Origin of the sequence: Algirhabdus cladophorae (assembly GCF_044772865.1) — a bacterium.
Lineage (GTDB): Bacteria > Pseudomonadota > Alphaproteobacteria > Rhodobacterales > Rhodobacteraceae > Algirhabdus > Algirhabdus cladophorae.
Map to the genome: position 1 here is coordinate 2,998,500 of NZ_CP173029.1, position 13,935 is coordinate 3,012,434.

A 13,935-nucleotide genomic window follows, 5' to 3' on the forward strand; every position below is an offset into this window, starting at 1 on the left:
AGGTTTACTCCGGAAAATGGCTGACGATGATGAACATCACTGTGCCAACAAGGGTGACAATGAACGAGTAGGTGTAGATCCCTAGGGCCACCGGCTGCATCAACATGATAACGCCCAGCGCAATCAGGATAGAGGCGACCATTTCCCACGGGCCACGGCGCAGCCGCACCAGCCCCGCAACGAATTCACGGATAAAATTGGTCATTTGCGTACCGCTCCGAATGTGATGCCGCGCAACAGGTGTTTGCGTAAAAGCACTGTGAACACCATGACAGGGACAAGGAAAATCGTCGCACCAGCGGCCACAGCGGGCCAGTCTTTGCCGTTCACCCCGATGATATTGGGAATGAAAGGCGGTGCGGTTTGGGCCGTGCCAGAGGTCAGCAGAACGGCAAAGGCGTATTCGTTCCATGCAAAAATCAGGCAGAAGATAGCCGTCGATGCGATGCCGGTTGCCGCTTGCGGCAGCACAACCTTGTAGAACGCTTGGAACCGAGTGTAGCCATCGATCAAGGCTGCCTCTTCGTATTCAATCGGGATTTCGTCGATGAACCCTTTGAGCAGCCAAACGGACAACGACAGATTCACAGCCGTGTAGAGCAATATCATCCCAAGATGGGTGTCGTTCAGGCCAAGATTGCGGAACATCAAGAAGATCGGGATCGCAACCGCAATGGGCGGCATCATCCTTGTGGACAAGATGAAGAACAGCAGATCGTCCTTCAGCGGCACCTTAAACCTGCTGAACGCATAGGCGGCCATCGTGCCAAGGATCATACACAGGGCCGTGGATCCAAACCCGATGATGACCGAGTTCAAGAACCGTTCACCATAGCGGGACGGGCCCGAGATGACGGTGCCCCGGTCGCGGGCAATTCTATCGTACCATGTGGTGGCAGGACCTGCCTCTTCAAGCATTTTATCTGTCGCACGTGTCCGGTCCGTAAACAAGTTTACGTAACCTTCCATCGTGGGCTCAAAGAAAACCTTTGGTGGATAAGCGATAGAGTCAGTCGGCGATTTAAAGCCGGTCGCGATGATCCAAAGCAACGGGATCAACGTGATGATGGCGTAAAGGACAACGGCAGCTCCAGCGAACCATTTCGTGCCTTTGGTGGGTTCTGTGACGGAAAAACTCATCTGTCTTTTACCTTATTGAGCGCTTTCACATAGATCGAAGCAAGGCCGAACACGGTGACAAACAGGATGACCGCATAGGCCGAAGAATACCCTGTGCGCCACTTCTCGAAGGCTTCGCGTTTCAGATCGATGGAGGTCAGGGTTGTGGTGTTTCCAGGGCCGCCGCCGGTGAGCTGAACCACCAGATCAAACATCTTGAAATTCTCGATCCCGCGGAACAAAACAGCCAACATCAGGAATGGCAGCGCCATGGGTATGGTGATGGTCCAGAATTGACGCCACTTGCTGGCACGGTCACATTCAGCGGCTTCATAGATGCTGTCGGGAATGGACCGAAGCCCCGCCAAACAAATCAACATCACGAAAGGCGTCCACATCCAAGTGTCGGCAATAATGATCGCCCATGGGGCCAAATGCACATCGCCAATCATCGAAAAACTGGCTGGATCGCCCCCGGTAAAGAAGGTCACTGCATAGTTGAACAGGCCAATTTGCGGCTGATACAGGAACGTCCAGAAGTTGCCGACCACTGCAGGCGATAGCATCATCGGAAAGACGATGATCGTCGTCCACAGGTCATTGCCCTTGAATTTCTTGTTGATCAGATAGGCCAGTGCGAACCCGATCAGAACCTGCAAAGCAATGGTCCAAATCAAGAAATGTGCTGTGGCCTGCATCGTGTTCCAGATGTCAGGATCGTTCAAAATGCGCTCGTAGTTGCGCAGACCTACCCACTCTACATCTTTGTTCGGACGGTTCACACGGAAGTTGGTAAAGCTCAGCCGGATCGTCCAGATCAGCGGGAAAATATTTACCGCCAACAAAAGGAAAATGGTCGGGGCCACGAAAATCCACGCAATGGTCCTGTCCGACAGGCCCCGTATCCGTTGCGCGACACCGTCGGGTGTCCCTTGCGCGACCCTATCAAGCGGGCTTTTTGTCATTGTCTTTGATCCTTAGGGTCAGGGGCCGCTTTGGCACCTGATGAAAACGCATTTTTTTGTTCGGAAAGCCCCCGGCCAGAAAACCCAGCCGGAGGAAATCATCAGTATGCCCTCAGGGCATTCCGACGGGGAGGCTCTTAGAGTTTGCCCTCGTCTTCGAACACTTCGATCCAATCGCGCACCAGACCGTCAAGTGCTTCTTGTGCAGTGCCCTCGCCAGCGATGACGTAGTTGTGCACACGCTCTTGCATCGGGATCAAAAGATCGGCGTAGGCTGGTTCTGCCCAGAAGTCTTTGACGATGGCCATGCTGTCCAAGAAGGTCTGCGCGTAAGGCTGGCTGGAAACAAAGCCGGGGTCTTCGACCACTGCTTTCAGCGCGGAATAACCGCCCAGTTCCCACCATTGTGCCTGTACTTCAGGCTGTGCAAACCACTGGATGTACTCCAGTGCTGCCGCTTGCTTTTCAGAATAGGCAACAACCGAAATACCCTGTCCACCAAGCTGTGCGAATTGACCAGATGGGCCAGCTGGGTTCGGGAAATACCCGGACTTGCCGCCACCTACGTTTTCATCGGCTTCGACGCCGGGCCAGATGAATGCAAAGTTCATCTGCATGGCAACCTGACCAGAACGGTAGGCGTCAATATTTTCGCCCATGTACCAGTTGGAAGAGCCGGGAGGTGTCGCCGTATCATACAGCTCTTTGTAGAACTCGAGACCTTCTGCGGCACTTGCAGAGTTCACAAAACCATCAATGTCGTATGGCTTGTCCGGGTTTTCATACAAAAAACCATAGTTATAAAGCGCGTTTGTGACGCCCATTGTGATGCCTTCGGATCCACGCTCGGTATAGATCGCAGCGCCGTATACTTTCGTCCCGTCGATGTCGCGGCCCTGAAAGAACTGCGCGATGTCTTTGAGTTCAGCCAATGACGCAGGCACATCCAGCGTGCGTCCATATTTTTCCATGAATTCCACTTGGATTTCAGGACGGTCGAACCAGTCTTTACGGTACGTCCAGCCCACAACGTCGCCGAAGGCTGGCAGCGCATAGTAGTTTGGCGTGTTCTTGGGCCATTCGGCATAGCCAGTCACAGTTGCCGGAATGAAATCGTCCATTGTGATGCCGTTTGCATCAAAAAAGTCGTTCAGTTTCACATAGTGACCGTTCTCAGCCCCAGCACCGATCCATTGGCTATCACCAATCATCAGATCGCAAAGCTGGCCGCCAGAATTCAATTCGTTCAGCATGCGGTCCGCAAAGCTAGGCCAAGGCACAAACTCAAAACTCATGTTGTGGCCAGATGCAGATTCAAAATCTTTGCTCAGTTCAATTAGGGCATTTGCAGGATCCCATGCGGCCCAGCAGAGGGTCAGGTCTTCTGCGACCGCCGCCGTTGTCAGGCCAGACGCTAGAATTGCGCCCGCTGCAACAGATGTCATCATCTTCGTTTTCATACGGAATATTCCTCCCATTCCAATTTTTGACCAAGCCCCCTCGCCGCGACTCAGCATATAACGGTAGTAATTGACGCACGTGCATCATTACAAGTATTTTTTGAGACACGTGCCTCAAAAACTGCTACAAATCTCGAACTAACCTCGATTAATGTCCGACTGTACCCTTGGTTGCAGCCCAACAAATGTTTGATAAGATGAACAAATCTGAAACAACTTCTTTCACAACGACCATGCTTAGACCGACCACAAAAGATCTTGCAAAAGAAGCTGGCGTTAGTCGGGCAACTGTTGATCGGGTTCTAAACGGACGTGACGGGGTCAAAGAAAAGACCGTGACCCGTGTGAATGAAGCCATCGCCAAACTGGGATTTGTGCGCAATATCCAAGCGGCCAATCTGGCTAAGTCCCAGAAATATCGTTTTGTGTTTGCTCTGCCGCGGTCAGGAGACCAATTCAAAGACGAAATCATTCGCCATATCGAAGAAGCAGGTGCCACATTCGCCGAGGATCTAGTGTGGTGTGACGTGCATCAAATTGATGAAAACGACCCTCATAGTATTGCGGCGTTTCTGACCAGCTTGGACCCTAAAACCACCAGTGGCGTGGCGATCATGGCGCCAGAGACCCCGCAGGTCCGCGACGCAATCTACCGGCTAGAACAACGCGGCGTTGCAGCCCTTCCGTTTATCTCTGACCAAACCACGATGAAAGATCACTGGGTCGGCATGAACAATCATTCAGCCGGGGCAACTGCCGCAAACCTCATTGGCCGGTTCAGCAATTGCGCAGGCGGCTCGATCATGATTATCGCTGAAAGCATGCAATCACGCGACAGTCTTGAACGGCGGTTGGGGTTTGATGCCGAGATAAATGAAAACTTTCCCAATCTGCGCGCCCTGCCCTCGCTGGAGACCTACGGCAACCCAGATCGCGCCCAAGACATTATCGAAAGTGCATTTCGCAACAATAGTGATCTGGTCGGGCTATACGTGCTATCGTCAGAAGCCCGCCCGCCTCTGTCCGTGGTTCAGGAATTGATCGGCACCACTGACCTGATCAAAATAGCCCACGAACGGACGCCCTTTACAGAATCCGCGCTAAAATCTGGTAATCTGGATGGTATCATTGCCCAAAACCCCGGCCATCTGGTGCGCAGTGCGGTTCGCAAGCTCAAAGCGAACGTGGACGGCAGGCAGGCCAAAGGCTCGCAAGAACGGATACGCGTCGAGGTTATTTTACGAACCAATCTTTAGCCCGCGCGAACCGGTTTAATCCTCGAATTTTCAGGCACGCCAAGGTACATATGCTAGGATAGAAATAGTATGATCGCTGCGGTGCCTTGAAAGTCGGATCTTCCATCAGTTGGACAATGGCGCAGCTTGGCGCGACGCTTGTGATCGAAATTGCCGGAATCGCGATCCTTGCACGTCTTTTGAGCCCCGCTGATTTCGGCGTCTTTGCTGCGGTGAGTGCTGTGTATATGTTTGGCCAGTTCTTGGGCCAATTTGGCAGCCACCCGTTGATTATTCGCGCCCCCACGCTGAGCCGCGAGATCATTGCAGAAATTAACGCTTTGGTTGGCACAGCAAGCGTGTCTATCGCGATTTTGCTCATGCTTCTGGCAGCAGGCCTTAAACAGATATTTCCGTCGCCGGAGGTTGCCAACGGGTTGCTTTGGCTGGCGGTCACGGTCCCATTGGCCAGTTTTGGTGGGATCGGCCATGCCATGCTCGAGCGGGACTTTCGGTTCGAGACCTTATTTTATATCCGTCTGACGGCCTCGATTACCTTTGTGGTGGTTGCAGGCAGTGGTGCTGTCGCAGGTCTAGGCCCAAGCGCGCTTTGCCTTGGTCTGGGGGCATCGGTGGTTGTGCATGCAGTGGCGGTTCTGTCTGCATCCCGGTGGCGCGTCCTTGTGCGGCCACGTTTCCACCAATTGGCACATTTCAAAGCGGCACGATTGATCTTTGGGGGGACGGCTTGCGAACACCTTGGATATGCCTTGCAACCGTTGCTCATTGGCCATGCGTTTGGTCCCGCGGCCGTCGGGCTCTATTCCCGCGCGGCTGATATTTTGCGTCAGGCAAACCGGCTGGTAAATGACACCATTCTGCCAGTGCTCATGCCCCATGCCGTGGAAATCGAAAAACGTGACCAAGGCTTTCGTGAACTGGTGGCAGAAACCCTGTCGCATATCACTGTTTTGTCATGGTCCGGTGGGGCTGTTTTGTTTGCTGTGGCCGCCCCCGTGACCAGCCTGCTTTTGGGAGGCCAGTGGGGGGAAATTGTCCCGCTTTTTCAAATTCTATCAGCTTTTTTGATCGTGATGCCCGTGACAAATGTGTGCCGTGTCTTTTTGTTGGCGCGCAAACGCGACGCCATCTTTTTCAAGCAGGCCCTTGCCGTTTTGATTGCCATAACAGCAGCCTTGGTCGTGGCCGGGGCGTTTGACATATATATGGCAGCGCGCCTTGTGGTGCTGGTCTATGGGTTTCAAGCATTGGTCTCTTTGATCGCGGCATGTTCTGTTGCAGGCGTTTCTTTCAAAACTGTTATGGGGGTTTTCGCCACCTCCGCCTTAGTTGCGGCACTGGCGTTTGTCGCAGCGACCCTGAGCCTGCAGTGGGTCAGTGGTGACGCGGCACAATTTGTTCTGGGCGCGTTCGCATCAGCAATCATTTGGATGATCTGCATTATCAGCCTGCGTCATCCAACATGGATGCGACTACGCGAATTTCTGTGGGATAGCCGACGATGAAGCCTGCGTTAAGCGTCATAATACCCTGCAGGAATGCCAGTGCTTTTGTCCGCGATGCGATCAACAGCGCCAAACACCAGACCCGCTGCGATATCGAGATTATTGTGATCGATGACGGCTCAACTGATGATACCGTCACTGTTATTCGCACCGAACTGAAGGATGGGCCGCCTGTTCGGCTGATCGAACAGGCGCCTCAAGGTGTCTCATCCGCCCGCAATGCAGGTGTCGCAGCAGCACAGGCCCCGTTGATTGGGTTTCTGGATGCCGATGATACGTGGCACCCGGAAATGGTGGACCGACACCTTCGTGCGATGGCGCAAAACCCATCGATCGATCTTAGTTTTTCGGGCTATCAACAGCTGCAAATCAATGGCTCAGACAGTTACATGTATCGCCCGCAAAACAGCGCGTATCGCTTTGACAGGCTGATGCAACGCAACCTGCTGCATACCTCTGGCGTTGTAATGCGCACAGCGACATTTCTGGAGCTAGGTGGGTTTGATACAACGCTTGAACTGGCCGAAGACTATGACCTTTGGTTGCGCGTTGCCGAACGGGGGCCTTCTGCGATTTGGGGGGTGCCCGAAGTTCTGTCGCAATACCGATCCCACTCTGCCCAAGCCACGCGCGACTGGCGGCAGATGCATGCGTGCTGGAAAGTTGTGACGGCACGGGTAGAGGCCCGGCACCCGCAGGCTTGGTCACAGATAAAGACACAAGCATGGCTGAACCAACTCGAATATGTAGCATCGCTGGCCCACAGTAACGGCGATTACAAAGACACTCGGAATTTGATGGCTTCTGCATGGAAACTTGCAGGCCTAAAGATGCTGCGCGACAGCAATACGCGGGTTATGACTGTGCTGGCTTTGGCCAGCTTACTGCCCCCTCGGGGTCAGCGCAGTGTTGGGCTGATGTTACAGGGGCTGCGGCGCCTGCGGCTGGCTTTAAAGCCTCCAGCGCACCGCTAACCGTTCCAGTCGACTAGCATAGGGACCGGCCGAAACCTTTGGATTTGCCCGCCCGGTACCATCGATAAAAGGAGCAGGATGGCGAAAGAACGTGCCTTTGCTGTAGTCCTTCATTTGCGGAACCCGCAAGGCATCTGCACGCTGGTAATGCATGAACAAAATGCAGCGATCGTTGGACTGGTTGGGCACCCCTGCGTGCCACGCTCGGGCGTCAAAAACAAAGAACTTTCCGTCGCCAAACCCCTGAGGTGACAGGATCTGTGCATCTGTCTTACCCTTGGTTCTGGCAGCTCGCAAAACGGCCTCGTCTTGGGCTTGATCCACAGCCTCTAGGGTCACGACAGGGATTGCTTGGCTGCCCGATATGACACGCGTCGCGTTTTCTTCGCGACATCCTTTAACGCCCACTGCAACAGTGATCGACGGCCAATGCACGCTTTCAATATCCACGTGCCACTGGTGCGCCTCATTGGGCGTGCCTATTCGAATGTTCGAGCCCCACATGACCCAATCAGAGCTGCCCAAAAGCGTTGTCATCACTTCGACCAATGCCGCATCATGGGCAACTGCACGGATCGCATCGGTGATCCGGTAGGGCACGGTACGGCGGCCTTGTGCACGCAGTGTAGCGACCTCCGCCTCGAACGCGGCACTATCTGCCACAAGACCTTCCATCGCAAAAGGGTTCGCCAAATCGAAACTCTGGCTCAAAAAACCCTGCGTTTCATAGGCTTGGCACAGATCTGATGTCACTCTGGTTATTCCTTGTGTTTAAGCGAGGCCGGGCATCCGCGTCGCACAAGCCTAGACTCTTTTTACAAATTACCATAGCGGGAACAGTGTAGGGGCACCGTGACGACACACCTATTTTGACAGGATCGCCCCAATTTTGTTTTGAGCCCATTTGAGGACTAGACTATGGCCGTACTTGGCTTCTTTCTTTATGCCGTGGTGATTGTCGCCATGATGTTTCTCAATTTTACCGCGCTCTACCAGTTGTTTCTTGTGCTGGCCTATCGCCGTCATCGCGGTGATGATCCAGCCCCTAAAAACGAATACAAACCGGCGGAATATCCCAAAGTCACAGTGCAATTACCGGTCTATAATGAGGGCCGCCTCGCGGAACAAATTCTGCGCCTAGCCGCAAATATCGACTACCCTGCAGACAAGCTACAAGTGCAATACATTGACGACAGTGACGATGGTGAGACCACCGAACTTGCACTCAAAACGCTTGAGGCGCTTAAACTATCCCATCCTGACATCGATTTTCAGTATCTGCGCCGTCTTGACCGGACAGGGTTCAAAGCTGGTGCGCTAAAACTTGGGACCGAACGAGCCTCGGGAGAGCTGCTGGCCATTTTTGACGCTGATTTTATAATTCCCACGGATTATCTGCAGCGCACAGTTCATTATTTCACCGACCCAAAAGTTGGCATTGTTCAGGCCCGCTGGGACTACACCAACGAAAACCATTCCTTGTTTACGCGGCTGCAGGCGAACAAGTTGGACGCCCACCAAATGTTTGAACAAACGGCCCGCGACCGTATGGGGCTGGTTGCGATTTTTCACGGGACCGCAGGCATGTGGCGCAAAGAGGCCTTGGATGCAGCTGGCGGCTGGACCTGCATCAGCGAGGTTGAGGATCTGGAGGCCACCATTCGTGCCAGCGAATTGGGCTGGCAACTGGTCTACCTTGATCACCTGCGCGTTCCTTCGGAATTGCCCGAGAACGTCAATGGCTACTTGCGCCAGCAAATGCGGTGGCGTCGCGGCTGGGTGCGGGTGATCCGCCACTACTCTGGCACAATCCTGCGCGGGAATCTGGATCTGAAAGTCCGGCTAGACCTTGTGATGCGCATTTTCCAAGCGTGGGGATCTATCGCCGCCTTAATCGCAACACTGGGTGTGCTTCCGGGTTTCATGTATGCGAAACAAAATGGCCTTCTTGGCTTTACTGTTGCGGTTTATTCGCTTTCGTTGGTCATGGGGCTGACACTACGTCATTTTGAAACAAAAACTCTGGGCGAAGACCGGCACGCCCGTGAACCTATGAAGGTCCACCCTTTTATCGGGCTGTTGCCACTGAATTATCTGCTGTTCAGCTTGGGCACTTTGTGGCCCATGACACAGTCAACACTGGAGGGGTTTGGCAAGGTCCAAACTTGGGAAGTTACCCCCAAAAGCGGCACGACGGATGGCTCTTCAGGGCATACAGCAAATAATCGGCAACGTGTCCCGATCTACGTCTATGGCACCTTGGGGCTCAGCGTGGTGAGCGCCATTTTGGCCCTTCTTAGCTTGCTCCAACTCAATGTTTTGCCGACTCTGTTTTACGGCTTTCTGTCTGTTGGCTGTGGATTAATCGGTTTGATGTTGCTGCAATTTTTTGGCTACAAAAACCGACTGACGGCCAAGCTGCTGAGTGCCTTTGTCGAATAGGTTTTCGCAGGCGCAGGCCACCTTAGGAAACCTCCAATTTGCATCGCCCCAAAGTGGTAGGTTGAGAGTGCCAGTATTTGGTACATTGCGACGCGGTGGCTGACAGCGAATTCCCCATGTCAATCATGGCTTTAGACGACGCATCAAGAGAAATTACGCGCAGACGGGGATTCATCGTGAATTCGTGCTCAACATCAGCTACCCTATGCCCTTAGTGCATTTTGAACTTTTAGCTTTGTCACGTAGACAGGATTGTTATGAAAGATTTTGACGACCGAAATGATCGGTCAGTGGTGATTGTGGGCGGCGGTCCCGCAGGGCTGACTGCGGCCTACCATTTGCAAAAACTCGACCCACATGCAGCACCCGTGGTCTACGAAGCCTCCGATGCGGTTGGTGGCATTTCACGTACCGAATTCCATAACGGAAACCGGTTCGACATTGGCGGCCATCGGTTCTTTACCAAATTGCCCGAGGTTGAGGCGATGTGGCACGAGGTGTTGGGCGATGATTTTATTTCGGTCGAGCGGCTCAGCCGGATATTCTACAAAGACCGTTACTACGACTATCCGTTAAAATTGTTCAACGCCCTCAAGAATATCGGTGTGTGGGAATCTGTGCGGATCATACTGTCCTATGCCAAATGGCGTTTGAGGCCCTCACCCGTAGAAGACTCGTTTGAAGAATGGGTCATGAACCGCTTTGGTGGGCGGCTTTATATGCATTTTTTCCGTAGCTACACGGAAAAGGTCTGGGGCATTGATCCAAAGGAAATCCGCGCGGATTGGGCTGCCCAGCGCATCAAAAATCTATCCTTGGGAAAGGCCGTTTGGAATGCAATTTCCGGTGCAAATGACACGACATCCCTGATCGAACGCTTCAATTATCCACGCCTTGGGCCGGGGATGATGTGGGAAAAGACCCGCGACTGTATCGAGACCAATGGCGGCTTGGTTCAGATGCAAAGCGAGGTAATATCCGTCAAGCGCGAAGAGCAACGGATAACCGGGATCGATGTTCGCACATGGGACTATGGAGGCAGTACTGAGGTCAAGCGCGTCAGCGGGGATCATTTCGTCAATACAATGGCCCTGCGCGATCTTATCAATGTGATGGACCCGCCGCCGCCAACCGAAGTGGTCGAGGCTGCAAACAGGCTCAAGTATCGGGACTTTCTTATTGTGTCGCTCTGCTTGCAAAACGCCGATCCATTCCCGGATAATTGGATCTACATTCACTCGCCCAAGGTAAACGTGGCCCGGATCCAGAATTTCCGCGCATGGTCAGACGAAATGGTCGCAGACAAAGACACAGCATCTATCGGCATGGAATATTTCTGCGATGACACCAGCGATCTTTGGCAGACTGACGACGCTGATTTGCGTGATTTGGCCGCCCGAGAGCTTGAACAGCTGGGACTGGGCAAAGCCGCAGAAGTCGTCGATTTCAAAGTGATACGACAGCGCAAGGCCTATCCTGTTTATGACAGCGCCTACCGCGAGGCTTTGGACGTAGTCTCGGGGTGGATCAAAAGCCTTGAGAACTTTCAAACCGTTGGCCGCAACGGGTTGCATCGCTACAATAACCAAGACCATTCGATGCTGTCAGCCATGCTGGCTGCCGAGAACATTCTGGGCGCCCATCACGACGTTTGGGATGTAAATGTCGAACGATCCTATCATGAGGAATTTGTCGTCGATCCGCCAAAACCCAAACCCGTTCTCGCGTTGGAGTGAGCTTGGATGACCCAGCCTCCCAAGCCCCTGCCCCGCATTTGTGTTGTTGTGCCCGCGTATCAGGCCGCAAACTATATTGCACGCAACATCGCCGCGCTGTTTGAGGCAGGATTTGACGCATCCGATATAACAGTTGTCGACGACGGATCCACCGACAATACCGGGGCGCTGGCATTGCAAACGGGCGTAACTGTCTTGCGCAATGAACGCCCCATGCGCCCTGCTGCTGCGCGCAATCGCGGAGTGCGCGAAACACATTCTGACATCGTGCTTTTTGTTGATGCAGATGTGGTCGTGCATGCTGACATCAAAACCCGTTTGCTGCACGCCTTTCAGGATCCTACACTGACAGCGGTGTTCGGCTCGTATGACACTACCCCTGATGCGCCTCGTTTGGTCAGCCGGTACCGGAACCTTTTGCATCACTATGTCCATCAGCAATCCGCCGGTTCTTCCAACACGTTCTGGACCGGTTTGGGTGCAGTGCGTCGCACCTCATTCGAGGCCGTCGGCGGGTTCGATATTACTATGGATTTCATGGAAGATGTGGAACTTGGCCAGCGCCTCAACGGCGGTCATATCGTGCTGGATCCAGCACTTTTGGGGACGCACCTAAAGGACTGGACGCTTTGGAACATGTTCAAGGTCGATTTGTGGCATCGCGCGGTGCCATGGACACGTTTAATTATGTCCGGGCGCGCATCACAGGGGGGGATGAACCTCAGCCGCCGACATCAGTTGAGTGCGGCCAGCGTCGGAATTTTCGCCCTATCGTTTCTGTTCGCCATTTGGTTTCCCCCGGCTTTCGGTGTCAGCGCCACCGCTTTTGCGACCTTTTTAGGCTTGAATGCAGGGTTGCTGCGTCTGCTTCTTAAAACAGGTGGATTGCAACTGATGGTTTCGGGGATCTTCTTTCATGCAGTGCACTATATCGCGGCGATGCTTGGGTATTTGAAGGTCCGGCTTTTCGAAAAAACCAGCCATAGCGCGGCAGCGACTTCGAAAAGCGGCGCAGACAAAAGCGGGACACGTCCAATATGAGCCTGCGCGACGATACGGTCCTGACGATCTGCAGTTTGCGCTGCCTCGTGGCGGTTGGCCTTATGGCCGTGTTTTTTACGTGGCCCTTGCTGTTGCACAGCGGCAATCCTTTCCTGTTATCCGACAGTTTTGTCTACATCGATCAGGGCGAACGGGTTTGGCAAACCTTGGGGCAGATTGCGTCGAATATCTTTGCCAGCAGTCCAGCGGTGGACGGCACAACGCCCGCACCATCAGGCGTCGGACAAAGCATTGCCGCCGCCGCCAAGGAGGCGGATTCGATCCGTTCGCTGCCCTATGTAGCCTTTGTCGGTGCCGTGGCACCGCTTGGCCTTTATGCCGTGATTTGGTCACAGATTTTTCTGGTGCTGGTCTTTGCGTACGCCATGTTCCAAGCCGTAAATGCAAAGGTGTCCGCCATAGCACTGGTTGGCGGGGCTGTGGTCATGGCGACACTCACCAGCCTGCCCTTTGCTGGATCCTTGTTGATGCCCGATGTTCTGGGGGCAATCATCGTTCTGTTTGGGTTGATCCTGGTCCACGGATTTGAGCGGTTCGATCTGAAAAGCCAGATTATCCTCTGTGCCGTGGCCGTTTTCGCCACGTTCACGCATTACGGTAACATTCCACTCGCTGCCGCGGTGATCCTTGGCGCCCTGATCTTGCGCGCCGCGCGGTCTAGAAGGGGGCGGCGTGGGATGCTGATGGGATTAGGGGCTTTAGCCATTGTCATTGGGGGAAATGTTGCAATCGGGGCAGCTATCTTTGGCGAGATCAGTGTGACCCCGCGCCGGTTTCCGATCCTTTTGGCGCGCTCTATCGAAGATGGTCCAGCCCTGTGGCACCTAGAGGAACACTGTGCGGAACGACAATACGCCGTCTGCACTTGGTTTGGGGATGACATCCCCAATAACGTCGGTGACGCGCTTTGGAACGAACGCGGCATGGAGCATGCACCGTCTGATTTGTACCAACAAATCCGGGATCAGGAGCTGAGCATTCTTTGGGCCGCCTTCAAGGAATATCCGTTGCAACAAATCGGCTCTCTTGGCCAGAATATGGTGACGCAACTGACGAAACTGGGCGTGAATTTCGCGCAACCCAAGACAACTGTGTTTGACAGCGCAGGGCGTCGGCGTGGCGTAGATTATGAACCCCAGCCGTTGCGGGCACGGTTTGACGTGATCAAACGCCTGCTTACCCTTTGCTTTGTGGTCTCGCTGGCGTATCTGCTTTTGCGCAGTTTCGGAAAACGATCCCCGGATAGGGAATTGGTGATCCTTATGGTGCTGGCGCTGATTTGCAACGCGGCCATTTTTGGCGGGCTTTCTGCGCCAGTGGACCGATATCAATCGCGGATCGCTTGGCTGGTTCCCCTTTTGGCGATGGCCTTGTATTTCAGCCGCAATCAGCCTGCCAAGCCACAGTAAGCTTGGC

Annotated in this window: 12 protein-coding genes; 7 read left to right on the top strand and 5 right to left on the bottom strand. The window is 53.8% G+C overall.

Annotation, left to right across the window (positions count from 1 at the left end; genetic code table 11):
* Positions 1–4: 4 nt before the first annotated feature.
* The 4 genes from ACIRQ6_RS14430 to ACIRQ6_RS14445 form a co-directional block, all read right to left on the bottom strand.
* On the bottom strand, positions 5–205 hold the full coding sequence (locus ACIRQ6_RS14430; RefSeq protein ID WP_420861304.1) for a hypothetical protein: 201 nt from the start codon (positions 203–205) through the stop codon (positions 5–7).
* Positions 202–1,140, bottom strand: a complete 939-nt coding sequence (locus ACIRQ6_RS14435; RefSeq protein WP_420861305.1) for a carbohydrate ABC transporter permease — start codon at positions 1,138–1,140, stop codon at positions 202–204. The genes ACIRQ6_RS14430 and ACIRQ6_RS14435 overlap by 4 nt, the downstream gene beginning before the upstream one ends.
* Positions 1,137–2,084, bottom strand: coding sequence for a carbohydrate ABC transporter permease (locus tag ACIRQ6_RS14440; RefSeq protein WP_420861306.1), 948 nt, complete (start codon positions 2,082–2,084; stop codon positions 1,137–1,139). The genes ACIRQ6_RS14435 and ACIRQ6_RS14440 overlap by 4 nt, the downstream gene beginning before the upstream one ends.
* Before the next feature lie 137 nt (positions 2,085–2,221).
* Positions 2,222–3,544: an ABC transporter substrate-binding protein gene (locus tag ACIRQ6_RS14445; RefSeq protein ID WP_420861307.1), complete on the bottom strand. Its 1,323-nt coding sequence runs from the start codon at positions 3,542–3,544 to the stop codon at positions 2,222–2,224.
* A gap of 233 nt (positions 3,545–3,777) precedes the next feature.
* On the opposite strand from ACIRQ6_RS14445, the gene ACIRQ6_RS14450 reads away from it, so the two are divergent.
* The 3 genes from ACIRQ6_RS14450 (at position 3,778) to ACIRQ6_RS14460 (ending at position 7,279) form a co-directional block, all read left to right on the top strand.
* Positions 3,778–4,800, top strand: coding sequence for a LacI family DNA-binding transcriptional regulator (locus ACIRQ6_RS14450; RefSeq protein WP_420861308.1), 1,023 nt, complete (start codon positions 3,778–3,780; stop codon positions 4,798–4,800).
* Positions 4,801–4,916: 116 nt separating this feature from the next.
* Complete coding sequence (locus ACIRQ6_RS14455) at positions 4,917–6,305, top strand: oligosaccharide flippase family protein (RefSeq protein ID WP_420861309.1); 1,389 nt, start codon at positions 4,917–4,919, stop codon at positions 6,303–6,305.
* Entirely contained in the window at positions 6,302–7,279 is a 978-nt protein-coding gene (locus ACIRQ6_RS14460; protein WP_420861310.1) for a glycosyltransferase family 2 protein, read from the top strand. The genes ACIRQ6_RS14455 and ACIRQ6_RS14460 overlap by 4 nt, the downstream gene beginning before the upstream one ends.
* Here ACIRQ6_RS14460 and ACIRQ6_RS14465 read toward each other — a convergent pair.
* Positions 7,256–8,032, bottom strand: coding sequence for a phytanoyl-CoA dioxygenase family protein (locus ACIRQ6_RS14465; RefSeq protein WP_420861311.1), 777 nt, complete (start codon positions 8,030–8,032; stop codon positions 7,256–7,258). The genes ACIRQ6_RS14460 and ACIRQ6_RS14465 overlap by 24 nt on opposite strands.
* A 165-nt stretch (positions 8,033–8,197) precedes the next feature.
* Between ACIRQ6_RS14465 and ACIRQ6_RS14470 the strand changes: the two genes are divergently transcribed.
* The 4 genes from ACIRQ6_RS14470 (at position 8,198) to ACIRQ6_RS14485 (ending at position 13,928) form a co-directional block, all read left to right on the top strand.
* Positions 8,198–9,721 (top strand): glycosyltransferase, encoded by a 1,524-nt coding sequence (locus ACIRQ6_RS14470; RefSeq protein ID WP_420861312.1) that lies wholly within the window; start codon positions 8,198–8,200, stop codon positions 9,719–9,721.
* Positions 9,722–9,978: 257 nt separating this feature from the next.
* Complete coding sequence (locus ACIRQ6_RS14475) at positions 9,979–11,457, top strand: NAD(P)/FAD-dependent oxidoreductase (RefSeq protein ID WP_420861313.1); 1,479 nt, start codon at positions 9,979–9,981, stop codon at positions 11,455–11,457.
* A 6-nt stretch (positions 11,458–11,463) separates the two neighbouring features.
* A complete protein-coding gene (locus ACIRQ6_RS14480) occupies positions 11,464–12,498 on the top strand; it encodes a glycosyltransferase (protein ID WP_420861314.1) in 1,035 nt (344 codons plus the stop codon).
* The gene (locus tag ACIRQ6_RS14485) at positions 12,495–13,928 is read left to right on the top strand and encodes a hypothetical protein (RefSeq protein ID WP_420861315.1); all 1,434 of its coding nucleotides are present in this window, start codon (positions 12,495–12,497) and stop codon (positions 13,926–13,928) included. Before ACIRQ6_RS14480 ends, ACIRQ6_RS14485 begins: the two co-directional genes overlap by 4 nt.
* The last annotated feature ends 7 nt before the right edge of the window (positions 13,929–13,935 follow it).